22 protein-coding genes and 1 tRNA gene are annotated in these 22,670 nt (G+C 60.2%); 7 read left to right on the plus strand and 16 right to left on the minus strand.

Going from position 1 to position 22,670, the window contains the following annotated elements; translation table 11 throughout:
- Nucleotides 1-111 precede the first annotated feature (111 nt).
- From C0V97_RS14960 to C0V97_RS14985, 6 genes are all read right to left on the minus strand, one after another.
- A complete protein-coding gene (locus C0V97_RS14960) occupies nucleotides 112-1,632 on the minus strand; it encodes a GMC family oxidoreductase (RefSeq protein WP_127103375.1) in 1,521 nt (506 codons plus the stop codon).
- Complete coding sequence (locus C0V97_RS14965) at nucleotides 1,629-2,270, minus strand: gluconate 2-dehydrogenase subunit 3 family protein (protein ID WP_158625441.1); 642 nt, start codon at nucleotides 2,268-2,270, stop codon at nucleotides 1,629-1,631. The genes C0V97_RS14960 and C0V97_RS14965 overlap by 4 nt, the downstream gene beginning before the upstream one ends.
- A gap of 196 nt (nucleotides 2,271-2,466) precedes the next feature.
- Entirely contained in the window at nucleotides 2,467-3,939 is a 1,473-nt protein-coding gene (pyk, locus tag C0V97_RS14970) for a pyruvate kinase (protein ID WP_127103377.1), read from the minus strand.
- Nucleotides 3,940-3,981: 42 nt separating this feature from the next.
- Entirely contained in the window at nucleotides 3,982-4,974 is a 993-nt protein-coding gene (locus C0V97_RS14975; protein ID WP_233582205.1) for an SH3 domain-containing protein, read from the minus strand.
- A 13-nt stretch (nucleotides 4,975-4,987) separates the two neighbouring features.
- A complete protein-coding gene (locus tag C0V97_RS14980) occupies nucleotides 4,988-5,362 on the minus strand; it encodes a DsrE family protein (RefSeq protein WP_127103378.1) in 375 nt (124 codons plus the stop codon).
- A complete protein-coding gene (locus tag C0V97_RS14985) occupies nucleotides 5,353-6,153 on the minus strand; it encodes a ThiF family adenylyltransferase (protein WP_370265783.1) in 801 nt (266 codons plus the stop codon). Before C0V97_RS14985 ends, C0V97_RS14980 begins: the two co-directional genes overlap by 10 nt.
- Nucleotides 6,154-6,364: 211 nt before the next feature.
- On the opposite strand from C0V97_RS14985, the gene C0V97_RS14990 reads away from it, so the two are divergent.
- Nucleotides 6,365-6,940 carry a DUF2939 domain-containing protein gene (locus tag C0V97_RS14990; protein ID WP_127103379.1) on the plus strand — a complete coding sequence of 192 codons (576 nt, stop codon included), beginning with the start codon at nucleotides 6,365-6,367 and terminating at the stop codon, nucleotides 6,938-6,940.
- Between the two features lie 73 nt (nucleotides 6,941-7,013).
- On the opposite strand, the gene C0V97_RS14995 is transcribed toward C0V97_RS14990, so the two are convergent.
- Nucleotides 7,014-8,063, minus strand: a complete 1,050-nt coding sequence (locus C0V97_RS14995; protein ID WP_127103380.1) for a glycosyltransferase family A protein — start codon at nucleotides 8,061-8,063, stop codon at nucleotides 7,014-7,016.
- A gap of 344 nt (nucleotides 8,064-8,407) precedes the next feature.
- Entirely contained in the window at nucleotides 8,408-8,632 is a 225-nt protein-coding gene (locus C0V97_RS15000; RefSeq protein WP_127103381.1) for a DUF3126 family protein, read from the minus strand.
- A gap of 159 nt (nucleotides 8,633-8,791) precedes the next feature.
- Here C0V97_RS15000 and C0V97_RS15005 point away from each other — a divergent pair, with 159 nt between their 5' ends.
- Complete coding sequence (locus tag C0V97_RS15005; RefSeq protein ID WP_127103382.1) at nucleotides 8,792-9,271, plus strand: hypothetical protein; 480 nt, start codon at nucleotides 8,792-8,794, stop codon at nucleotides 9,269-9,271.
- Nucleotides 9,272-9,386: 115 nt separating this feature from the next.
- The gene (locus tag C0V97_RS15010) at nucleotides 9,387-9,977 is read left to right on the plus strand and encodes a hypothetical protein (RefSeq protein WP_127103383.1); all 591 of its coding nucleotides are present in this window, start codon (nucleotides 9,387-9,389) and stop codon (nucleotides 9,975-9,977) included.
- Here C0V97_RS15010 and C0V97_RS15015 read toward each other — a convergent pair.
- The 6 genes from C0V97_RS15015 to C0V97_RS15040 all read right to left on the minus strand — a co-directional run bounded on the left by C0V97_RS15015 (nucleotide 9,958) and on the right by C0V97_RS15040 (nucleotide 17,097).
- Entirely contained in the window at nucleotides 9,958-10,689 is a 732-nt protein-coding gene (locus C0V97_RS15015) for a pyridoxine 5'-phosphate synthase (RefSeq protein WP_127103384.1), read from the minus strand. The genes C0V97_RS15010 and C0V97_RS15015 overlap by 20 nt on opposite strands.
- A complete protein-coding gene (gene pdxA, locus C0V97_RS15020) occupies nucleotides 10,686-11,672 on the minus strand; it encodes a 4-hydroxythreonine-4-phosphate dehydrogenase PdxA (protein ID WP_127103385.1) in 987 nt (328 codons plus the stop codon). The genes C0V97_RS15015 and pdxA overlap by 4 nt, the downstream gene beginning before the upstream one ends.
- Before the next feature lie 60 nt (nucleotides 11,673-11,732).
- Complete coding sequence (locus C0V97_RS15025; RefSeq protein ID WP_127103386.1) at nucleotides 11,733-13,121, minus strand: M20/M25/M40 family metallo-hydrolase; 1,389 nt, start codon at nucleotides 13,119-13,121, stop codon at nucleotides 11,733-11,735.
- Nucleotides 13,114-16,101 carry a hypothetical protein gene (locus tag C0V97_RS15030; protein WP_127103387.1) on the minus strand — a complete coding sequence of 996 codons (2,988 nt, stop codon included), beginning with the start codon at nucleotides 16,099-16,101 and terminating at the stop codon, nucleotides 13,114-13,116. The genes C0V97_RS15025 and C0V97_RS15030 overlap by 8 nt, the downstream gene beginning before the upstream one ends.
- A 47-nt stretch (nucleotides 16,102-16,148) precedes the next feature.
- A complete protein-coding gene (locus tag C0V97_RS15035) occupies nucleotides 16,149-16,649 on the minus strand; it encodes a protein-export chaperone SecB (RefSeq protein ID WP_127103388.1) in 501 nt (166 codons plus the stop codon).
- A 157-nt stretch (nucleotides 16,650-16,806) separates the two neighbouring features.
- Entirely contained in the window at nucleotides 16,807-17,097 is a 291-nt protein-coding gene (locus tag C0V97_RS15040; RefSeq protein ID WP_127103389.1) for a hypothetical protein, read from the minus strand.
- 176 nt (nucleotides 17,098-17,273) lie between these two features.
- On the opposite strand from C0V97_RS15040, the gene C0V97_RS15045 reads away from it, so the two are divergent.
- The 4 genes from C0V97_RS15045 to C0V97_RS15060 all read left to right on the plus strand — a co-directional run bounded on the left by C0V97_RS15045 (nucleotide 17,274) and on the right by C0V97_RS15060 (nucleotide 19,149).
- Nucleotides 17,274-17,618, plus strand: a complete 345-nt coding sequence (locus tag C0V97_RS15045; RefSeq protein WP_127103390.1) for a LapA family protein — start codon at nucleotides 17,274-17,276, stop codon at nucleotides 17,616-17,618.
- 65 nt (nucleotides 17,619-17,683) lie between these two features.
- On the plus strand, nucleotides 17,684-18,388 hold the full coding sequence (gene pyrF, locus C0V97_RS15050; RefSeq protein WP_127103391.1) for an orotidine-5'-phosphate decarboxylase: 705 nt from the start codon (nucleotides 17,684-17,686) through the stop codon (nucleotides 18,386-18,388).
- Complete coding sequence (locus C0V97_RS15055) at nucleotides 18,385-19,041, plus strand: phosphoribosylanthranilate isomerase (protein ID WP_127103392.1); 657 nt, start codon at nucleotides 18,385-18,387, stop codon at nucleotides 19,039-19,041. The genes pyrF and C0V97_RS15055 overlap by 4 nt, the downstream gene beginning before the upstream one ends.
- A gap of 17 nt (nucleotides 19,042-19,058) precedes the next feature.
- Nucleotides 19,059-19,149: transfer RNA gene (locus C0V97_RS15060), tRNA-Ser, on the plus strand.
- Nucleotides 19,150-19,521: 372 nt separating this feature from the next.
- Here C0V97_RS15060 and C0V97_RS15065 read toward each other — a convergent pair.
- Both C0V97_RS15065 and C0V97_RS15070 read right to left on the minus strand, forming a co-directional pair.
- Nucleotides 19,522-19,752 carry a hypothetical protein gene (locus C0V97_RS15065; RefSeq protein WP_127103393.1) on the minus strand — a complete coding sequence of 77 codons (231 nt, stop codon included), beginning with the start codon at nucleotides 19,750-19,752 and terminating at the stop codon, nucleotides 19,522-19,524.
- Complete coding sequence (locus C0V97_RS15070) at nucleotides 19,727-21,913, minus strand: hypothetical protein (protein ID WP_127103394.1); 2,187 nt, start codon at nucleotides 21,911-21,913, stop codon at nucleotides 19,727-19,729. Before C0V97_RS15070 ends, C0V97_RS15065 begins: the two co-directional genes overlap by 26 nt.
- Nucleotides 21,914-22,670 lie beyond the last annotated feature (757 nt).

Consider the following 22,670-nt stretch of genomic DNA (forward strand, 5'->3'; position numbering starts at 1 on the left):
GGGCAAGCGCCTCGAAGTCCTGAGGATCACGCCAGTCCAGCAGGTCGGACAAAGGGGGCCATAAAGACCTCCTCTCCGACCTATGTACCGCCCGCTCGATCGCTGTTCCGGTCAGTGCGCCTTGAGCGCGTCCGCCGTTCTCAAACTCAGCGCCATGATCGCCAGCGCCGGGTTAGCCGCCGTTGCACTCGGGAAGATCGAGTGATCGCTGATCCACAGATTTTCAATGTCGTGGCTGCGTCCGAAGGGGTCGACCACCGAATGATCGGGGTCCGCACCCATACGGCAGGTCCCGATCATGTGGGCCGCACGATCCATCGCCCAGATATCTCGCGCCCCAGCCGCTTCCCAGATGGCCGTCATCGTACGCGCCATATGCTCATGCATCGCCTGCTCGTTCGGGCCATAGCTGAAGGTGATCTTCGGCTTGGGCACACCGGCCCGCCCCTTCTCATCCGAGAGCGTCACGAGATTATCGTCATTTGGCAGGCAGTCGCCATGCGCCCCCAGCCCCGCCATGAAATTGTACTGACGCAGGTAACGCGCCAGCGAGTCACCCCACAGACCACGCCCGCGCGCGACACCGGTCGCCCAGGTCAGCGGCATCATGCCCAAGGACTGGATGAGATAACCACCCGCAAAATCGGCGTCCCGTGGCCGCATCATATCTTCTGTAATAGTGAGCGAGGGATAGCCCTTGTTAGGCCTGATGATTTCGTCAAATCGCCCCCAGACCTGCGTCGAGATATGCGCCATATAGTTGCGCCCGACCTGACCGCTCCGGTTGCACAACCCGGTATGAAGCAGCAGACGGGCGGTCTCTACCGCACCCGCGGCCAGAACCAGCGCCCCGCATCGCTGTTTGCGATCCTCGCCGTTTTCCCGATACACCACGCCGGTCACGCGACCTGCGCCGTCACGCTCGATACCGTGAACGAAGCAATTGGGCCGGATATCGGCCCCGGCTGACGCCGCAACGGGAAGATAGGTCACATCCGTGCCCGACTTGGCACCATTGCGACAACCCTGATGACACGCACCGCAGCCGACGCAGGCCTTGCGATCACCCCAGTCACGGGTGATCAGCGCCGTCGGTCCATCCGCGCTGCGGATGCCAAGCGCTTCACAGCCCCGCGCCATGGCCTGAGCCGCGCCATTACGCTGCGGCGGCGGATAGGCATAGCGACGGGACGGGTCCCAGGGATAATTCTCGGGTCCTGATACCCCGATCTCGCGCTCGACCCGCTCGATATACGGCAGGAGGGTGCCGAAATCGAAAGGCCAGTCCACACCTTTGCCTGTTTCCGTGTGCAATCGCATGTCACGTGCGTCGATACGCGGCATGAAAGCGCCAAAATGAAGCATCGATCCCCCGATGCCGGTCCCGCTGTTATTACCGCCGAACGCCATGGGATTTGCCCCACCAGAAAGGCGCTCCTCCAGCCAGTAGATTTCCGAAGCGGTTGCCTCATCGGGCGTATGCTGCTTCGGATCGAAACGTGGCCCTGCTTCCAGAGCCACCACTTTCATCCCGGCACGGGCCAGCTCTGCAAGCAGTGGTGCCCCCCCGGCACCAGTGCCCACAACGACAACATCAACGACCTCATGATCCGCGTAGCGTCGGGTTTTCATGGATGTGCCCCCCTGATCTCCGGCTCCCAAGGCTCGTTCACCCCCTCGCCCATGGCCGAGAACCCCTGAAACACGCCATCGCCACCATTGAAAATCGCATCGATGCCGAGCTGCGCCTGCACCGCAGGATGAGACATGAAGATCTGAACACAGTCCGCGCGCAGATCAGCGAACCAGGCGCGCATCTGCGTGCCGTCAAGCTTGCCTGTCGCAAGCTCTCCCTCCGCCATCGCACCAACCAGCCCGTCCTGACGCGCGGTATCGAGAGCCGCAAATCCGAGCCCCTCGTGAGTACGCGATTCCGCATCCAGACCGGTCAGAGCCTGTTCATAAGCCTCGGCATCCGAGGGCAGGATAGCAAAGCGCCAGCCATCGCCCGGGGTGCCAAGCCGTGCATCGATACGCGCAGCCAGATTGACGCAGGCGTCGGACAGAATACTGGCCTGAGGAAGGACCCGCGCCGTAAGGGCGCTCAGTGTCTCATAAGCCTGGGGCGAGAGATGACGCGGCGTGTAGCCCGCATCGCTCGTTTGGGCACGCTCCTCCATGATCTGTCGGGTGCGACCCGAGATGCGATCAGAATCGAGCAGGGCCAGATAATCAGGCTCTATGGCGGGGGGGAGTGACGTCTGGCTCATGGTGCGTTCCCAAAACCGTGATGACGCCTCTAACATGCCCGGACAGGCCAAAGTTGCCAAGACGATAGTTCAGCAAGTCATTGAGAATGCTTCGCAAAATCACTTGGAAACAAGAGAGCCGCTCGTGACGGCTCCCTTACTGGAAAGCCGCCTGAGACGGACTCTGCGGGGCCGATCATGCCCCGCAGGGAAAGGGTCAGATCGTGACGACGCGCAGCGTGTTGGTCGAACCCTGCTGGCCGAAGGGCAGTCCGACGAGCAGAACCAGCTTGTCGCCCTTCTCGGCATAGCCCTCGGAAACGGCCAGACCGACTGCCTGATCCACAACGCCTTCAACGCCGTAGACAGGTGTTTCCTGGCCGACCGACATGGCACGCACGCCCCAGACCATGTTCAGGCGACGCGCGATCTCGTCATCCGGCGTCAGGGCCAGAACCGGGCAGTCCGCACGCTCACGCGCAATCTGCAGCGCGCCGCGGCCACTCTGGGGATAGACAACGATGACTGCGGCAGAAATCGACTGCGCCACATGCCACGCGGCCTCGGCGATAGCCCCACCGGTGGTGCCATCGCTATCGGGGCGCAGGGCCTCTTCCTGCATGCGCCATTCGAGATCGTTCTCGACGCGGCGCGTCACACGAGCCATGACTTCCACGGCTTCGCGCGGGTACTTGCCTGCGGCGCTTTCGGCCGAAAGCATCACGGCGTCCGTGCCGTCGAACACGGCATTGGACACATCGGACACTTCAGCGCGCGTCGGTGTGGGCGAGGTGATCATGCTCTCAAGCATCTGCGTCGCCACGATGACAGGCTTGCCCTGGAAACGGGCTTCGCGGATGGCGCGCTTCTGTTCGATCGGCACTTCCTCGGCAGGAAGCTCGACACCCAGATCACCACGGGCCACCATAACAGCATCCGAAAGCGCGATGATATCGCTCAGACGCTCCATGGCCTGCGGCTTCTCGAGCTTGGTCATGATCCAGGCGCGGCCCTTGGCGATATCCTTCGCCTCCTGCACATCCTCGGGACGCTGCACGAAGGAGAGCGCCACGTATTCGACACCAAGGTCGAGCGCGAAGGCAAAATCCTTGTGATCTTTCTCGGTCAGGGCCGGGATCGGCAGCACAACGTCAGGCACATTCACGCCCTTGCGCTCTGACAGCCAGCCTCCAACCTCGACTTCGGTCTCCATATGGGTTTCGTCACAGGAGACAACTCGCAGGCGCATCTTGCCGTCATCAAGCAGCAGGCGGCTGCCCGGCTCGGCAGCGCGCATGATCTCGGGATGCGGCAGGCATGCGCGACGGGCGTCGCCCGGCGTGCGATCCAGATCCAGACGGAAACGCGCTCCTTCGATCAGCTCGACCTTGCCCTCTGCAAAGGTGCCAACACGCAGCTTGGGGCCCTGCATATCAGCCAGAATAGCAAGCGGGCGGCCAAGTTCAGCCTCAACATCACGGATAGTCGCATGACGCTTGGCATGATCCTCATGAGAGCCATGCGAGAAATTCAGGCGAAACACGTCAGCCCCGGCCAGCGCCAGGGTACGGATCATCTCATGCGTGGAGGAGGCCGGTCCGAGGGTCGCGACGATCTTCGTGCGGCGCTGTTCGGCCTCTTTTTTCGCTCCCGTACCCTGCGCCGAAGCTGCTTGAGGTGAGGACGTCATACTGATCTCCGATCCATTTGCTGCACGTTGCATATCATAGCTTCAGCTAGGCTGAAGCGTCTCTCCTGGCAACAGCCCCCAGAACACACGTCTGGGAAGCCATCCCGTATAGCCCTTGACCACCACCTTGCACCATGTCGAACCTGGGGGACACAGCTTGAGCGTCCCCACCGTTCCAGGCTGCAACACGGCCACGACGGCGCTGTTTTCATCTGACTGACTGTAGAGCAGGGTGTCCCCCTGGCGCTGCCGGGCCTCTGTCTCGCTCGGCACATAGCCCAGCACGCGCGCATCGGCCTTGCCAATCACGTCCCCCGATTTGGCCGAGGCCTCACCGAGCGCGGCGGCATGACCTTCCGGCGGCTGACCGGGAATCACGAAAGTGCGTTGGCCCACAAGCGTGGCCTGGTGCACCCAGCCCTTCATGCCATCGGAATCCTCGATCAGGCGCCAGACATCGAATTCGCGCTCGACCTCAACCGGCAGGCCCCGACGATGATAGACCCATTCGATGGGGTAACGCTGACCTGGCCCCTTGCGCATGAATACCTTGTCCGCACGCATTGCGGCAAAGCGCGGAAGCGGCAGGCCAGTATTGGTACCCTTATCCTGCGGGGGCGCATCGGGCGCGGCAGCAGCAGCCGCTTCGTCCGGATTTGCCGGCGGGGCCGCAGATGAAGCGGCGGCGGCGGCACCCGCCGCGACGGCGCCGGCCGCCACCGCAGCCGCACGGGCATGATGCTTGGCGCCATGATGCGGCTTGGCCGTGCTGGCCTCGGTCGCTGTATGGGCCCCCTTGTGCCTGGCCGCGCCTGACTTTGCCTTGCGCGCGCCAGTATGGGGCGCTGCCTTGCCCTTCACACTGGTGGGCGCCGCGCTGGCGGGATGTTTGTGGTGATGGGTCGCGTGTTTTGTCGTCTGGGGCGCGGCTTCTGCTGGTGCGCTGAAAGGCAGCAGAATCGTCAGCCCGATACCGTAGACGATGCGGAGTGTCTTCATGGGTGCATGGGTGCCAAGTTGTGACGTGCGGGGCAAGAGGGCGACGCCTTTACAAACTGATAATCTGCGCGTCGGCTGTGCGCTCGAGAAAGGTGGTAACGCCGCAGATCTGGGTCGCCTCAATGAGATCGGTCGCCTCAAGGCCTGATGCCCGAAGCCCTGCCTCACAAGCCAGAACCGTCCCGCCGAGCTCGAAAATGGCGGAACGCAGGGTTTCGAACCCCGCAACACCCCGCGCCTGGAACTGTGCGTCAAGACTAGCCCCTTCCAGACAGGACCAGTCCCGACACAGGCTCTCGACCCCCAGTCCCCCGGCAAACAGCACGACCTCGCGCCCCAGAGCCAGCGCGCCAGCAGCGAGCACAAAAGCGTGATGAGCCCGCTCAAAGGACCGTTCGGCCAGGATGATCGCCATCATGCGCATGAAGCCTGTCCTTCTCGGCAGCAGGGACACTCGGGATCACGGGGCAGATCGAACCGACGGAAGGACACGTCGAGCGCGTTCCAGAGCAACACACGCCCCGTCAGCCCTTCCCCCAGAGTAAGCAGTTCCTTGAGGGCTTCGGTCGCCATGAGTGTGCCGATCACGCCGGTCACGGCGCCGAAGATTCCGGCCTGTCCGCAGCTCAGGGCCGCTCCTTCGTCGGCTTCGGGATACAGACAGCGATAACAGGGGCCTTGCTTGCGCCCGCTCCCGGGCGGCGTGAAGGTAGACAAACTGCCCTCGAAGCGTTGCACCGCGCCGGAAACGAGCACCTTGCCCTGCGCCCAACAGCAATCGGCGACGGCGTAGCGGGTCGCGAAATTATCGCTGCCGTCGCAGACCAGATCGTACTGGTCAATCAGATCGGGCAGCAGAGTGCGATCCACGCGCAGGCAATGAGACGCGATCACCAGATCCGGGTTGAGCGCTTCAAGACGGCTGCGCGCCCGATCAACCTTGGAATGTCCAATATCTGCCGTGTCGAACAGGATCTGTCGCTGAAGATTGCTGAGTTCCACCTGGTCGTCATCGACCACCCCTATGCGCCCCACGCCGGCAGCTGCGAGATACAAGGCGAGCGGGCTGCCGAGCCCGCCAGCTCCGATCACGAGCACCGACGAGTCGCGTAGCCGGGCCTGCCCCAGCGCGCCGACTTCGGGCAGAAGAATGTGCCGCGAATAGCGATGCAGGGCGTCATCGGTGAAGCTCAGATCCAAGGAATTTGCCGCCATCGGGAAGAGAAAATCCGGTTGGAAAAGAAAACTCTGAAGGTCTTCAGGATTTAGATGACAAAAGCCATTCCGATCCCATAGCATAGTCCTGTTCAGTGAAGAAAACAGAGGCTTCTGCCATTCGGAACCAAGCTTGTTGCCGGCTTGATCGATAACGACGCGCGCAGCCCTGCGCGTGCAAGTCCCTTTCGCCAGTTACAGAGAAATAAAAATGAGAGACCCAGCAGGACTGCCCTTCGAGTTCGCCGCGTTTTCGGGACGTATGACGTGGCCCTCAGCCAAGCGGACACCCCATGTACTCGGCGCCTTGCTGGTCGCGTTAACATGCATTTACGCGCTGTCTCCCTATCTCGCTCTCTGGTCCATCTCCTCGGCCCTGCGCAGCCATGACACGATGAGCCTTGCCCAGCACATCGACTGGAGCGCCCTGAGTACAAATCTCAAGGCAGAGGCAATCGATGCGCTTATAGGACCGCCTCCAGCCGCGGATGATCTGCCGGATTTCGGGTCCTCTTTCGCAACAGGCGCCGTTTCCCATGCCATCGACACACATCTCACACCTGAACTGATGATGACCATGGCCTCCCAGATGGTTGGTACGGCAGCCCCTACCCGGAGCTATTCCATCAAGAGCCTGTACGAGCGCCTATCAGCGCATTTTACCTCACCAACCCGCTTCGACGCGGGGATGGTGATGACACCAGGCCAGAAGCCTACAATCGTACACATGAAGTTCGAACAATGGCGTTGGAAGATCACCAGCCTCGATCTTCCCAAGGCTATCTGATCCCGAGCCGAGCGTAAGCGGGAGCTCGGGGTCGCTACGGGCCCGGTCCTGACTATGTCTCGGCACCGGCCTCTCAGCCTCGTCGGCCAAAGCCCAGACCAAGACGTCGCAGTACACGGGCAAAGAAATAAGGCACAACCAGCAGGCGACGCGACTGGGGACGCAGGCACAGCCTGAAGAGCTTCAGCCTGGCTCTCTCTTCGATACGCAGACGCGTATTCTGGCCCATGATCCCGGCAAATTCGTCGAGCATGCCCACCAGCTCGTCGCGATGCTGCGCCATCCGGATCTCGTGCGGATAGCGCGCGAAGTAGATGGATTTGAAGGCCTCACCCGCAATCAGGTTGCAAAAACGCGGAAAGATCAGGTCGCGTATATAGACGCTGCGCCGCTCAGGATCCGCCGCGAAGAGCGCACAGAGCTTGTGGATATAGAGCATCCGGCTTCGACTCATGCGGATCGAGTAGGAGGTGCTGTTCTTGTTGATGCACCATACCGTCACTGGCGTGTCGAAAAAGGTGCTCGTATAGCCTGCCCGGAAGATGCGCAGGAACAGATCGTCATCCTCATAGCCCATGAACTGGCAGTCGAACCCGCCAACGGCCTCAAAGGCTTCACGGCTGATGATCGAGGCTGAGGGCAGAATATGCATGTCACGTTCGAGCAGATCCTCAATGGAGCGCTTGGGATGCTTGCTATAGCGTGAGGCGATGGAGGTCGCGACGATATGCCCTTCCTCGTCGCCTTCCATCAATTCCCCATAGGCCCATCCGAAATGCGGATCGCGCTCGGGGATGTGCCCCAGCAGAAGCTCGATATGATTCTTGAGGAAGAAATCATCCTGATCGAGGAAGCAGATCAGATCGGATTGCGTAAGCGAGACACCGTGATTGCGGGCGCTCCCCTGCCCCCCATTCTCCTGGCGTCCCACTCTGACGCCATAAGCAAGCGCGATCGTTGCAAGGCGTTCCGCCTCGTCGCTCGTTGAGCCGTCATCGATGATCAGAAATTCATCTGCCGGTATCGTCTGGGCCTGAACGCTTTTGATAGCCCGCTCGATGTAACGGGAGCCGTTATAAAACGGGATAATCACCGCAACGGTCTGACGCCGAGTTTCGGTCATGGAATGCGCTGTCCTTCTGAGGCTGGCATGGCGCCCGCATAGAGCTGATGCGCGTTCTCACGACCGGCCATGAATAGGTCCCGGGCAGGATCTGTCTGTATCCCGAGAGAGTGTCCGCGCAGCCCGGCGCGGAATCGGGGGGTGGCATCGGAGCGCTATTTCCCCGGCGGGGCGTGAGCGACACGTCACCGCAATCTCGCCTCACCGGGATCCGAACCCGTCCATAAAGGCGAGCTTCCGCTGCCCATGAACGAATCTGATTGGTGGCGAGACGGAATTTCCGCCCTTCCGCTCATGATGAGCGCCTCCGGAAGCTCCGGGCAAGGCCCACCGCGTTGCCTGTCTCAAGCGGGAGGGAGGTCTTCCTCGAGCACTGTGATATGAATCGCGTAGGAGACTTCACCTTCATCATCGTCACGATGAACGGTGCCGATCACCTCGTCATTGACAGCGAGCTCAACCGTATGACCGGCGCGCGCCGGAGGGTTGACGTTCAGGTTCGGCGAACCGAGCAGACGACGCAGCGTCGATTGCAGACGGGTCAGTTCCGAAGCAGGGATAGTGGCCATGATCACTCCTGGGTTCTGGCAGGTTGTGCGATCTGTAGAGCATCCCGCCTGCGGGCGAAACCTCCTTTGACAACACCGGCTCTCTCCGCCGTGATCGGCCATTCTGCTGCCATGATTCCTTCGCAGGCTCTCGCCACCCTTCATCGCCCCGGGAGAATCATGCATCGCATCCTTCTTGCCCTCGTGGCCCTCACCTTGCTCATCCCTGTTTCCGTCATGGCAGCGGGCGCACCCGCTCATTTCGGTACACGGCTCTCGGGTCAGATTTCGAGCGACGGCCCACGCGCCGTGGCATGGAACCTGACGCTCCGCCATGACTGGACGCAGGTGGAAACGACGATAGCGAAGAATGACCCCTCATTAAGCTCGGCCACATTGCGGGCGTTGCTCGATTACGCGCCGCGCCATGAACAGGGCGCCATGCAGCAAGCGCTGCGCCAAAGGCTGCAAAAAGACCCCCTGGCCGGACTGGCCGTTCTGTCTCCGGTCGCGCACAGCCCCTATTCGGGCCGGATCATCTGCGGTGGGGGGGAAGCACGATGGAAACATCAGGTAGGACCGGGCGTCATGGCCACCCATGACATCGTTTACGCCTTGCAACGCGAATCATGCCTCAAGGCATTACGGTTACATTCCTGACGTTGAATCGATCGGAAAGAGCAGGCACAGAGAACTATTCCCGCGTCGTTCTGTTTGCATCATGAATCCTGCCTGCAGGACGTCGTGCTTTCCAATTCCGCATCGAGGAAAATCTTTGACTTCCACCCTGCGTCTCATCCTGGGCGTCCTGCCTCTGGCAGGTCTGTCCGCCTGTGGATATTTCGATTCGCGTGAAGCCCACCGTGCCCAGATCGCCATGATCGGCATGACCTCTAACGACCTCCAGGCCTGCGCCGGCATTCCTGCCTCGACCAAGGTTCTCAATAATACGACCCAGATCTATCAGTATACTGCAACGATGAATCTGCCCACGGCAAGTGACTCGACGATCATCCCTGTTCAACAACTCTTGAACATGACGCAGGTGACGCTTGGCGGAGCTGGGACGACCTGCAAAGCCGTCATTCGCCTCGATCATGACCGTGTTTCAGAAGTCCATTACACGGGAGATGATGACGAGATCATCGGATCGGACGGTATCTGCTCGATCATCACCCGTGGATGCGCCCGTCAGCCTGAAGCCAGCATGCGCAAGGTCAGCGGCGGCCCGTTCGGACCGGTTTCGGCCTTCCACTCGCCGGCCGCCCCGAACCAGAGCACGACGGCGACCTATAATACGCAGTCCGGCGAGACAGTGCCCAATTACACTGACCCGACCAAACCGGTTATCGTCCCGAGACCTTGAACAGCGCCCCTGTCGCGATTTCCTGCTTCATGCGGGCAATCGCAGCGGGGAGTCCAAGAAAAATCGCCTCACCGATCAGGAAGTGACCGATATTGAGCTCGGTCAATTCCGGCAGACCCGCCACGCGCCCCACATTGGCAAAGGTCAGGCCATGACCTGCGTGAAGTTCAAGCCCATGCGCGGTCGCGGCCAGCGCTCCGGCATAGAGACGCCCGAACTCGGCCTCCCCCGGATCATGGGCGTAGGCTCCGGTATGCAACTCGACAACCTGGCCGCCGATGCGGGCCGAAGCCTCTATCTGCGCCGGATCGGGATCGACGAAGAGTGAGACGCGAATACCGGCATCGCGCAACCGGGCCACTTTCCTGCGCAGATCTTCCTCCTGAGCGCGCACATCCAGCCCGCCCTCGGTCGTGACCTCTTCGCGCCGCTCAGGCACCAGACAGCAGGCGTGAGGGCGCAGGCTACAGGCCATCGCAACCATTTCCTCTGTGGCCCCCATCTCGAAATTCAGCGGCACGGTCAACTCACGGCGCAGGCGCAGCATGTCCTCGTCACGAATATGCCGTCTGTCCTCGCGCAGATGCGCAGTGATGCCATCTGCGCCATGCAATGCTGCCAGAAGCGCCGCGCCCACGGGGTCGGGATGCATACCCCCGCGCGCATTCCTCACAGTCGCCACATGGTCGATATTCACACCCAATCGGATCATGAAGAGGTCTCCTTGCTCATGGCGCGTCTCGCGCCGAGATCGCGCGCCATCTGCAGCGCGGCGAGCAGGCTGGCCGGATCGGCGGTTCCGGTGCCTGCGATCGAAAAGGCCGTTCCATGGTCGGGCGATGTCCGCACGATCGGCAGGCCCAGCGTCACATTGACACCGCTGGCCATATCCAGCGTCTTGAGCGGAATCAACGCCTGATCATGATACATGCATAGCGCTGCGTCATAGAGCGGCCTCGCCAGATCGGTAAACAGCGTGTCCGGTGGATAGGGCCCAGTCGCTGCGATCCCTTCGGCTCGCAGCAGGTCGATTGCCGGCTGGATCAGGGTTTGCTCCTCGCTGCCCATCACACCGCCCTCTCCCGCATGAGGGTTCAGCCCCGCCACGGCGAGTCTTGGGGAAGTGATCCCGAAATCGCGTCGCAAGGCCAGGGCCAGGGCACGCCCGGTCTCGACAATACGCACCGTCGAGAGCGTATCGAGCGCCTCACGCAGCCCCACATGCACCGTGACCGGAACCACGCGCAGGCGGGGGGAGGCAAGCATCATGATCTCCTCCCCCGGCACGCCACAGAGCGAGGCGAGAAACTCGGTATGGCCGGGAAACCCGAAGCCGCCCTGCTTGAGCACGAGCTTGCTGATCGGATTGGTCACGACCGCAGTCACATCTCCCTGCAAGGCGAGACGCGTCGCCTGCTCGATGGAGGCGATGACTGCCCCCGCCATCGCCGTATCGGGCTGGCCCGGAATGACCTTCCCGGGAAGAAGGCAGGGGAGAACGGGGAGAGCCTCGTCGAAAACTGCCAAGGCCTGATCAACATTTTCAACCACGGCAAAAGGCGCCCGCCCTTCGAGCAGCGCGGGGTCGCCAATCCAGAGAAAAGCCTCGTTTCGTCCTCTGAGCGTTTCCCAGGCCTTGATTGTCAGATCCGGGCCTATACCGGCAGGATCCCCCATCGTCAGAGCAGGCAGCATGAAGCCTCCTATCGACCCGATCAGATGTCAGGGCGCAAAAACAGCCGCCCCCCGGGCGTGTTACCGAGCGAAGGCGTCCAGGATACGCACCCAGGAGCGAATACCCTTGTGAAAGGAGTCCACGCCATATTGCTCGTTGGGGGAATGGATACGATCATCATCCTGCGCAAATCCGATGAGCAGGGAATCCATATCCAGTGCCTCCTTGACTTCGGCCACAACCGGAATCGACCCGCCGCACCCGATGGAGACGGCTGGCACCCCCCATTCCTCGCCAAGCGCTCCCAACGCCGTGCGCAGAAGCGGGCCATCCTCCGGCACGGCAAATCCCGTCGAGGCACCGTGTTCCGTGAAGCTGACTCTCGCGTCCGGGGGGAGAACGGCACGTATATGGGCACGGAAGGCATCGCGGACAGCCTGCGGATCCTGTCCCGGCACGAGGCGGAACGAGACTTTGGCCATGGCGCGGGCAGGCAGGACGGTCTTGAATCCATCGCCTTCATACCCGCCGGAAATGCCATTGATCTCGTAGCTCGGACGCGCCCAGATCTGTTCGATCGCCGTAAAGCCCTCCTCACCGGCCGCCTTGCTGAGGCCGACAGGCGCGAGGGTGAGCGCGTCATCTGGGAAGATTGCCCGCCATTGGGCGCGCACTGTCTCGGAAGGGACGCTAACGCCGTCATAAAATCCAGGCAGCGTCACCCGTCCCTGGGCATCGCGAACACTCCCAAGCGCCTTGCAGAGCAGCTCGATGGGATTGCGCGCGGCGTTGCCGAACATGCCCGAATGCAGATCATGCGTTGCGCATTCGATCACGACCTCTTCACCAACCAGACCGCGCAAGCCCGTGGTGATGGCCGGGGTGCGACGATCCGGCATACCCGTATCGCAGATCAGCGCGACATCCGCCTTGAGTTCCGACGCATTGGCCTTGAGGAAGGGCATGAGATTGGCGCCGCCGCTTTCCTCCTCGCCTTCAATCAGGATCGAGACCTTCAGCGGCAATGTGCCATGCACTGCTTTCCAGGCCCGACAGGCCTCGATAAAGGTCAGAAGCTGCCCCTTATCATCGGACGCACCACGCGCGACGATGATGCGACGTCCATCACCCTCGGTGGTGATGACGGGCGCGAACGGATCGCTCTTCCAGAGCGTGAGCGGATCGGTAGGCTGCACGTCATAATGTCCGTAGAACAGCACATGCGGGCCGCTTTGCCCGCCCGCATCATGACCCACAACCATCGGATGACCCGGTGTCTCGCGTACGCTGGCATCGAAACCCAGAGCGGTCAGTTCGGTACGCAACCACTCGGCAGCCTTGCGGCAATCCTCCGCATGTTTTGGCTGGGCCGAGATGCTGGGAATGCGCAGAAGGGCAAAGAGGCGCTCGAGACTCTGTTCCAGATCCTGATCGACCCGGTCGAGAACTTTTCCCGTATTGTCAGTCAAGTGTGCTCTCCCTCACCTGTTCCTGTCCCATCAGCCTTGCCAGCGTCTCGCGATACCGTGCGTTGCTCGCGGCGGCGCCTGCCGAAGCCTCATCCGAAAGCTGCTGCCAGGCGCTCTCGTCCTGATAGAGCCTGATGACCGCCTCTGCAAACCGGTCGGCCACCACGGGCGAGACATCGACACCAGGTTGCGCAAGCATCCCTCCCTGAACCGAAGGCAAGGCAGAGGCCGCAGCCAATGAACAGGGAGAGGCCACGGCCCCGTCCATGTCATCAGGCACGATCAGCACGCGGCATTCCGCAGCAAGGGATGGCAGGGGATGACGCCCGTCCAGAAGTGGCGCGACCCCGTGATAATGGGTCATCATGGAGAGATCGATCGATTGCAGCCCGTCACACCCGATGATCAGTCTGGGCGCTCCATCCACGCGTCCCTCGATCCGGGGGAACACGTCACGCACGAACCATTTGAGGAAACGCAGGCCGTAACTCTGTCCCGTTGCGGAGGGCGCCGCAAAAAGGAGGTTGCGGCGCGCTTCATAGCGCCTCCCGGCCAAGGGCGCATGCCAATCGCCCAGAACCGTCAGATCGACAAGTCCAGCCTCTTGCAGACCCTGCTTCTGCGCGTTGTCCCTTACCACTACATTCTGGCAAAACCAGGCATTACGGAGTTCGTCGGCGAGCTGTTCCGCGCAGAGTGCTTTATCTTGCTCACTGGGCCTGTCTCCCACCTGCCTGCGATCGTTGAGCAGGCCAAACGCCTCGATATCGCGCAGATCGAGGGTGAACCCCTCCTCAGGCAAAAGCGCACCCTTCTCGTTGATGAGCGGAAATACCCGGTTCAGAATCTGCCCCCCGCAAATCCAGACATGATCGAATCCGCGCATACGCCGTTCGATCAGACCGCCCAGCTGCTCGATCGATCCGCTCCGATACTCCACCGTCTCAGGCAGGGAAGAGCCAGGGCGGTCCTGGCCCGCTCCCTGGGAGTGGGTCTGTCCGGTCAGCGAGAAGACAGTCACCTGCGCCCCGGTATCGATCAGAACATCGCTCAATGTCCGGATGCGCGCTGGGCATTCCCGGCCGACAGGCCACTCCCCCATCAGCACGAGGACGCGTCGTCCCCACCGTGCGGAACGATGAACGGTATCGCGCAGAGCCGCCCCCTTATAGGGATTGCCCCGCAGCAGATCAGAAAAGAGACGACGCAGGACGAGCGCCTCCTCATCGCGTCGATGCGCGGCAGGATCATCGGGAGTCGTGACCCGTAACAGGAAGGAAGGATCATAAAGGATCCTCCCTTCCGGCTTCGCCTGACGCAGGCTGAGCCCCAATACCGCCCAGACATGCAGAATGCTGCGCAGGGAGCCGCCCTCATCCTCCTTCATGGGCACGGCCTGAAGGATTTCGGTCCGGCACAGGAGCGCACCGCCACCCACGGTGTCACAGGGACGCAGGAAATCCGTTTCCGCCGAGAAGGCTTCGGCTCCAACCGCATGAGCGAGGCAGGTTCCGTCACGCGAGACTGAAAGCCCCGCCTCGATCACCCTGAGATCCGGCCCAAGGCATTGAGGCGCCACGCCAATGATGCCGTGAGCATCCAGACGGCTCATCGCTGACGCGAGCGCCCCGTAATAGAGATGCGCGCCCGGCTCGATAACCAGAGTAACTGGCGCCAGAATGCGTGCCCCACCGCGCTGCCAGCGTCTGGAGAGCATGTCTTCAGACGTAATGACCCTGTCGATGCCCTGCGTATAGCGGGCAATCTCGGCGCTATGCGTCCCTGCCTCGTCATCGATCAGGATGACCTGCATCGCGCCCGTATTGCCTTCATGCAACGAGGCCAGCGTGGTGAGCAGAGGCTGGACGCCGCCGCGCGCGCTGATCAGCACGCTGAGCTCAGGTCTGCCCACATATCTGAAGTCGAGCGGGGTACGCGCAAGGAGCGGCAGCATGGCCTCGACCTTGGCCGCATGGAGCTGCTCGTACTGGGTCAGATGCGGCGTCTCAACGGTGGTTTTCGGGACTTCCTGCCCAAGACGACGCACATGCTCGAGGAACGCATTCTGGCTCAAAGCTCCCCAGGACGGCGCTTCGCCCGCACGCATTGTCGCGGGCAGGCTCACCCCCTCTGACGGGCTCCTGCCTTCGAAAAGACCGTTGCGTACGAAGTGATCGTAGCCATTCCGGAATCCGCGAAGCCGCACAAGGTCATGCACATCGGGATAAGCCTCCAGATACCAGCTCTCGTCGAAACAGGGATTGGGAGAAAAAACCGTTGGGGCATCATTGGAGAGATAGTGATGAAGCGGAGAGGCAAATTCGCGAGAAGCAATCTTCTCCGCAACCTCCGGGTAGGTTTCGAGATACCAGGACGGGTCAAAATACCAGGAACTGCGGAGTGCCCGTGCATCGGGATCATCGATCATCCGCGAGAAATCGCCCATCCCGGAATCGAGCGGAAGGCGCTGCTGTACGAGCGATGAACGAAACACATCGGGTGAGAAGAAACACGAACTGACCCGCCGCTCCGACTGCCCGACCGCAAGATAATGGTCGAACCCGTTGCTGTAGCCCATCTCTCTGAGCAAGGCGGGTGTCAGATCCTGGTTGAGCCAGAAATAATTGCTCTCTGAGAAAAGCCAGTGGCAAGACCGCCCTCTGTGGCCCGTCTCGCAATAATGCTGGAACCCGGAATCGAACACACCCATACGGATTCCGTTCTCGACATCGGGATGAACCCGTCGGTACCACATTTCGTCGAAATACCGGTTGGGTGCATGGGCGTGACGCGCGCCGTCGCGCTGCCAGAACGCGTAGAGTCCCCTGTCATCCTCCGGCAGGCTGCCCGCAATTTCGATGATCGAGGCCTGGTAGCGCCACCGGTACCAGTCTGGATCGAAGACCGCCCAAAGCGGTGTATGGGCCTTGGGCTCGTCACCGGGGCCGTACGCACAGACGATATCGGATATCAGGGTCATGGGACTGCTATGCCAGGTTTAGGACGTCGGAAATCGGAACGACAGGCTCAGGACTGGGCACGTCGGCTTTGCAGAAGCGCCCCGAAATCGACTGGTTGGATATTGACGACCGGGAAGCCCGATTCACGGATCAAACTTAGCAGGAGATGACGCGCCGAAGGAAACAGGAGACGCGGCGCCTCAATGAGCAGCAAGGCCTCGACCCTGTCCTGACGGACATTCTGCAAGGCAAACAGCCCGGCATAGACCATATCGATCTGATAGAGCCGATCAGGCTCCGCATTATCGGGCGTCGGCGCCTGCCGATACCCCGTGGCCGAGATTGCGAGGCTCACCTCAAAATTCGGCTGATCCTCGGCAATCTGACGCGCTGTTACGTCGATCCGGAGCGCCATATGGGGGCGCGGTGGCAGGGTATAGAATACCTCGGGGGCACCGAATGACACCGTTCCAGAGGTTTTGAGATATTGCGTTCCACAGACGAGGGCGGCCTCGGGGGCGGTCCGTTCGGCAGGGGCAGCTATTGTCTGGTCGTCCTGTTCTGACATGATATCCCGTCCTCTTGCTGTCCTGAACACGCCAATGCTTACTGTTCAGAAAGCATTTACAGGCCTCGCTTTTGTCATGACTTGCCGCTCAAGACCAGCCAAGGGGGGACAAACAGGCCTTCCGTTCATTCTTTAATACAGTCCGGAAAGACAGATTCTAAAAGATCTGGCCGCGCATGAACCCGAGTGCGGGCAACGGAGACCAGCTCTTTGGTAGCTCCGCACGCCGTATCTGTCGTACATCATAACGCAATGGCGCTTTTTGCTCAGCGGCCAGAAATGCCCTGTATTCCTGAACCTGCCGGCTACGCCACGCACAATCTGCCCATGCAGCTTCATGGCTGGCATGGATATTGGCAATCCGGCTTTTGCGCCCCTGCCAGGCGATAACCGCCCAGAGCCGGTCGGTCGCAGGCAGAGGCTGTCGGAACATCAGCAGTTGAGACATCGATCGCCGCCCCCCGGATATTCATTCCTGTGCCAGCGAGCGGATCACGTTGCGGGCAGTATCGTCAAGGGTTGGCAACAAACCTTGCTGCCTGCAGGAACCCAATGTAAGGCGATACGCTCAATCTGCGGCACGAGATCCTTGCGCCGACAACCCGTTCTGCGGAGACTACCCTGATGGTGCGCCTTCTTGTTATCGTCGTGTTTCTCGTGGCCCTCATCACCTTCGCCCTGAGCAATCCCGACGCCCAGCCGCTTTGGATCGTCTCCTATGGCTGGCAGTTCTCGGTCGGCATGCTGGTACTCGGCGTCGGCGCGGCCAGCTTCCTGATTGGCGGATTTGTTATGCTGATCGGCGAGTTCAAGCAGCGCTCACGCGCCCGCAAGGCAGAGCAGCAGGTGCGCGCCCTCGAAACCCAGGTACTCGATCTGCATCAGCGCATCGACCGCCTGACCGTGGGTACGGATCCCAGCCGCGCTCCCTATGATACAGCCCCCGTTCCCTCAGCCCCCGCTGTCTGAGCGGCAGGTCGCTCCCGCAAGCCGCAACCGCTACGATCCCCTCAGCTAATACCGATCGAGACCTCATGAAACGCACCCGTCTGATTGCCGCCCTCGACACACAGAATCTTGGACAGGCCCGAGACTGGGCGCGCGCGCTGGACGGATCGGTCGATGCAATCAAGCTCGGGATGGAATTTACCTATGCGCAAGGCTTGTCCGCTATCAGGGACGTGGCCGGTGACAGGACGCTCTTCCTCGATCTCAAGCTGCACGATATCCCCAACACGGTCGCCAAGGGGCTGGCGAGCCTCGCCCCAATCGGCGCATCTTTGCTGACCATTCATGCCAGCGGAGGCTCCGCCATGATCCGGGCGGCGCGCCAGGCGATCGACGCCGCCTATCCGCCCCTGCACCGTCCTATCCTTCTTGCCGTCACGGTACTGACAAGCCTGGATAGCGTAGCGCTGAACGAGATCGGTGTCGCCGCGACACCACGTGAGCAGGTCGTACGCCTTGGCCGCCTCGCGATGACGGCTGGCGCTGATGGCCTTGTCTGCTCGGCCGAGGAAATTGCGCCCCTGCGCGACGCACTGGGCGAGGCACCCGTTCTAGTCGTACCCGGCATCCGTCCAGCAGGAAGCAGCGCGGATGACCAGAAGCGCATTATGACACCCAGGCAAGCAGCCCAGGCAGGCGCTGACTGGATTGTGGTCGGTCGCCCGATCACACAGGCCCCGGATCCCGCAAAGGCTGCCGCGGCCATTCAGGCGGAACTGGCATTGGCGTGAAAAGAGGCGTCAAGATCTGTGGCCTGACCGAGGTGCAGGGGCTCAGAGCCGCCTGTGACGAGAGGGCAGAATGGATTGGCTTCGTCTTCTTTGCCCGCTCACCACGCTTTGTGACCCCTGTCCAAGCGGCACGCCTGGTGAGTTCGATCTCCACCCCTTTACCTGAGACGGTCGGACTTTTCGTCAAGGCAACGGATGAAGAGATCGCCGCAACTTTGACCGAGATGCCCCTCTCGGTCCTGCAGATCTACGACACACCTGAACGCGCGCGCAGCATCCGCGAGCGCTTTTCTCTGCCCGTCTGGCTGTCCCGCGCCGTGAGCGGCACAGGGGACCTGCCGACCGAAGCCGACATCGATGGATATGTGATCGAACCCCGTCCACCGGCGGGCGCGACGCGCCCGGGCGGTAACGGGGTGACCCTTGACTGGCGCCTGATGCGCAGCTGGCAGGCGCCCGCTCCATGGATGCTCGCAGGCGGCCTCACCCCGGAGAGCGTTGCCGACGCCATCGTTGCCTCCGGGGCACAGGCTGTGGATGTTTCATCTGGGGTGGAAACTGCTCCGGGCCAGAAATCACCAGAGCTGATTCGAAACTTCATCAAAAACGCCCGAAGCGCGTCTGTGGGTACTTGCGCACCTGAGAGAAACTGATATGGTCCGCCCGCGCTGGAGAGATGGCCGAGCGGCTTAAGGCGCACGCTTGGAAAGCGTGTGTACGTTAATAGCGTACCGTGGGTTCGAATCCCACTCTCTCCGCCACTTTGCTCTCGACAAGTCGCAAAGAACGTTCTCGCTCTGAGAAAGCAGTCACATTTTTGCACCCGCGGCTCGCTTATAATCGCCCCAGCCTGAACAAACCGCGCGATCATCGCGTCGTTTGAGCGTCGCCAGTTTCCATCGAGCGGTGTACGACGAACTCCACAAGCAAGTAGGATCTGCCGCCCCAAAGGGGTAACACTTGCACGGCGCTCACATTCAAAGCGAGATCATTCGGCATCGCCGCGCCAGAACAATGCATCTTTCTGATATAATTCTGAACGCCCTTGGTTAAAATCTATCTGAACCGGAGGCCCATATCTATCCTTCAGCGGCTGGAAGGATGAGAGCCGCAAGCTCTCACCCCTCTTGCCCTTAACTTATCGAAAAGTCAGAGACCTTCAGATCGGTCACACCAAGGAAAGTAATTTTCGCATCACCGTCGATCATCACTGAGGTATTGCCTCCCGAGATCGTCGCGGTATTCAGAATATTCTGTGCAGCCGCAGTCAGGTTGGCAGGGCTATAAAAATAAAGGAAAAACTTGTTATCAGCAGCACGGAAATCGGTGATGGTGAAATTACCCGCAGTGTGGTTGGCAAGCATTCCGAAAAGGTTCCCCGCACCCGAGCCACCCGTGACGGTAGCCGCTGCTGAAGCATTCGATGTGCCAGCAAAAGCCGTACCGAAATAGAACTGATCGGAGGCCGTTCCGCCGATGACCGTCTGCTGACCCGCGCCCGTCCAGGCGTCCAGTCCCCCGGCCACAGCGCGCCCGTCGATATACTGATCCCCCGTTGTGTAAGGCTGATTGGCCGTAAAAAGGAGGCGGGAGGAGGAACTCAGGGTGGCAGTCAGAGCGTTTGCACCAAAAATCGTGCCCGCTCCTGCCGAAATGGTTGTCTGCCCGGTACCGGAAATGAAACGCAACGCCCCTGCCACGCTGATGTTCTGGTTGCTTCCATGCACCACCTGCAAATCGCCTGCTGCGGAAATCGTGTCGCCTTGGGTACCCGGTCACAGTCGCCGAACCGAAGCTGACATTCACGACTGACGAGGTACCCCCATAAACCGAGCTGTTATCGCCCACCGTGATCTTGTTGCCGGCGGAGAAATCCATCACTGCAGCGTTGGTCTGCATGATCGCCGTGGCGTTCCCACCCTGGAGTGATACGGTGTCGATCGCGCCTGCAGCGCCGTAAATCGTGTCCTGACCCAAAGACGTCACGAAGTTATTAGAGCCACCCAGATAGATCAGGTTGCTACCCGTACCGCCAGTGATCGTGTTGGTTCCACTCGCCCCATAGATCGTGTCGTTGCCCGACCCTGTCGCAATATTCCAGTTGCCCGAGGATTGCGAGGCATTGAAGACGTTGTTTCCCTGCGTCCCAGCAAAGCTGCCAGAGGCATTGCCTACCTTGACCGTCGATCCATACTGATTGGACGACACGATATTCTGGTAGCTGGCCGAATCCTGAGTCGTATCCAGGCTCACCGCCCCCGCGAGCGCAGTTGTACTCGTCGAGGCCACAACGATGTTGGAATAATTGCCTGAAACGCCATAGCTCCCGGCGACGTCGATGATCGCTTGCGAAGCCCGGTTTGACGAGACATAGCCATTCGAGCCCGGGCTCAGAATGCTGTTATCCAATGCGCCGGCTGCGAGGAGGGACTGGATGCTGGAAGCGTAGGACTGGGCAAGCGTTCCCGCCGTATCGCCAGACGTGTAAGGAATGAGAACCGTGTTATTCACGCCTTTGACGACAAGATTGGGCATCGTGACCTCTGTTGTGTTCGCGCCAGTGCTGTTTTCCGGCGTCATTGAAACGATTGAGCTGGTGCTGGAACGGTCGGCGTAGCTGACCGTCTTGCTGGTGTCGTAGGTAACCGTAGGGCTCTCGACATTGTAGTTTCCGGTAACGTCTGTGGCAGAGCCCGTACCGTTACTTTCAACCCCAATATAGACACCACTGAGATACCAGTTGGCCATATTGGTCAGTTCGCTGGCGAGGCTCGGATACATGCCGATCATCGCCTTGATCGCGGCCATCAGACCCTGATTAAGGTCGATCGTCGTCTGATACATCACGCCGTCATTCGACGGATCAAGCGGGTTGATATAGGCCGCACGCGAACCACTGACGTTGTAGATCGTCCCGCCTAGAGAATTCGGAAGATAAACATAAGCTTCCGGCTTGCCCGTATAGTCTACCGTCTCGAACTGCAGGAAGAGACCGAAGTTCAGATTAGCGCTATGATAGTTAATCGTAAAATTGATACCCGCCTGGTAAGTGCCAGTCGTGCCCCGGTAGTCGCTGATACCCTGAATAAAAGAGGCAGTCAGCTGATGATTAAATGAATATTGCCCATCAATGTCGCCAAGCGCGGCAAGCTGCACGTCCAGCAGGTGCCCACCCTGGGCGGCCATTTGGTAAATGTAATGACCATTATCCGGATCACGGAAAACATTATAGCTCGTGGTACCCGAGGCCGAAGTGGAGGAGCCCTGTGTCCAATGCCCCACCGAATACCCGAAATCGTTATCCCAGACCTGAGTATCATCACCCGCAAGCGGGTCGAAGGCCGACGCCGCATTCCACTGGACGATGGCCCAGTCAGGAGAGTCATCGCCTGTCAGGTCCGAGAGCGTGTTGTTGTACTGGATCTGTCCGTTAATCACCTGCTGGGTGTTCATCGGCAGATTGGGACCCTCGACGCTCGGGTCAGTAAAGATCTCGCTCAGAGTCTGGCCGTTATTGGTATTCATCGTTAATCCGACCCCTGGATCGTAAATAGCAACATTACGCTTTGAACTGAAGACAGTTTGCTTGCTTAGCCTTTAAAATCCATTAATTTGGATTGGAAAAGATCACCAAAACGTGATGTCAATTTACATGACTATTACAGAACGATATTGCGGTTCGATTGGCAAATCTCCTGTTTCCATTCGCAATGTAATGGCAAAGAATCGTCATGGCACACCATAATTTGTTAAGATCCACGTATAATTTGATACTCGCCCGTTAAATATGTCAAACCCCGTGAAAATCCTCGATCCAACTCGTTATAGGTAATCAAAATCCGTCTCTTTTTTCGATTGTTTGCTCGGTCGACACCTGAATTTCATTGTTGTTTCGGTTTCTTGTTCTTTTCAGAAGTCTTCAAAAAAGTTTCTCAAATATGACGCGAAAATGATTTTTATCGAAAAAATCGTCTAGGCTGTGCCGTTGAAGGACAAATGTTCCCCGATTCGGGCGAACCAGCACGCCAGGATCGGGGTAGTTGCGTGCAGAGTCGGCCCGCCTGAGAGACTAGAGAAAACTAATGGGCAACGAATACGCTCACACCGACGCGACAATCTGCATCGGCATCCTGAGACGCCTTAACCCTTCATAGGACCTCGCATCTGAGCCTTCCCTGAGAGCAGGTCTTCCCCCACGGATGACGTATCCGGATTGGGATGGGGAACGCTGAGGCGCTCAAACAACAGGTCCTGCAGCGACCTGCGCCAGACTCGTTTAGCG

Source organism: Asaia sp. W19, from assembly GCF_003994335.1.
Classification (GTDB): domain Bacteria; phylum Pseudomonadota; class Alphaproteobacteria; order Acetobacterales; family Acetobacteraceae; genus Asaia.

Excerpts from the sequence above, each read along its gene's own strand:
- C0V97_RS14960 (WP_127103375.1), bottom strand. The coding sequence starts at position 1,632 with ATGAAAACCCGACGCTACGCGGATCATGAGGTCGTTGATGTTGTCGTT.
- C0V97_RS14965 (WP_158625441.1), bottom strand. The coding sequence starts at position 2,270 with ATGAGCCAGACGTCACTCCCCCCCGCCATAGAGCCTGATTATCTGGCC.
- pyk (WP_127103377.1), bottom strand. The coding sequence starts at position 3,939 with ATGACGTCCTCACCTCAAGCAGCTTCGGCGCAGGGTACGGGAGCGAAA.
- C0V97_RS14980 (WP_127103378.1), bottom strand. The coding sequence starts at position 5,362 with ATGCGCATGATGGCGATCATCCTGGCCGAACGGTCCTTTGAGCGGGCT.
- C0V97_RS14985 (WP_370265783.1), bottom strand. The coding sequence starts at position 6,153 with ATGGCGGCAAATTCCTTGGATCTGAGCTTCACCGATGACGCCCTGCAT.
- C0V97_RS14990 (WP_127103379.1), top strand. The coding sequence starts at position 6,365 with ATGAGAGACCCAGCAGGACTGCCCTTCGAGTTCGCCGCGTTTTCGGGA.
- C0V97_RS14995 (WP_127103380.1), bottom strand. The coding sequence starts at position 8,063 with ATGACCGAAACTCGGCGTCAGACCGTTGCGGTGATTATCCCGTTTTAT.
- C0V97_RS15000 (WP_127103381.1), bottom strand. The coding sequence starts at position 8,632 with ATGGCCACTATCCCTGCTTCGGAACTGACCCGTCTGCAATCGACGCTG.
- C0V97_RS15005 (WP_127103382.1), top strand. The coding sequence starts at position 8,792 with ATGCATCGCATCCTTCTTGCCCTCGTGGCCCTCACCTTGCTCATCCCT.
- C0V97_RS15015 (WP_127103384.1), bottom strand. The coding sequence starts at position 10,689 with ATGATCCGATTGGGTGTGAATATCGACCATGTGGCGACTGTGAGGAAT.
- pdxA (WP_127103385.1), bottom strand. The coding sequence starts at position 11,672 with ATGCTGCCTGCTCTGACGATGGGGGATCCTGCCGGTATAGGCCCGGAT.
- C0V97_RS15030 (WP_127103387.1), bottom strand. The coding sequence starts at position 16,101 with ATGACCCTGATATCCGATATCGTCTGTGCGTACGGCCCCGGTGACGAG.
- C0V97_RS15035 (WP_127103388.1), bottom strand. The coding sequence starts at position 16,649 with ATGTCAGAACAGGACGACCAGACAATAGCTGCCCCTGCCGAACGGACC.
- C0V97_RS15040 (WP_127103389.1), bottom strand. The coding sequence starts at position 17,097 with ATGTCTCAACTGCTGATGTTCCGACAGCCTCTGCCTGCGACCGACCGG.
- C0V97_RS15045 (WP_127103390.1), top strand. The coding sequence starts at position 17,274 with ATGGTGCGCCTTCTTGTTATCGTCGTGTTTCTCGTGGCCCTCATCACC.
- pyrF (WP_127103391.1), top strand. The coding sequence starts at position 17,684 with ATGAAACGCACCCGTCTGATTGCCGCCCTCGACACACAGAATCTTGGA.
- C0V97_RS15065 (WP_127103393.1), bottom strand. The coding sequence starts at position 19,752 with ATGCTTGCCAACCACACTGCGGGTAATTTCACCATCACCGATTTCCGT.
- C0V97_RS15070 (WP_127103394.1), bottom strand. The coding sequence starts at position 21,913 with ATGAATACCAATAACGGCCAGACTCTGAGCGAGATCTTTACTGACCCG.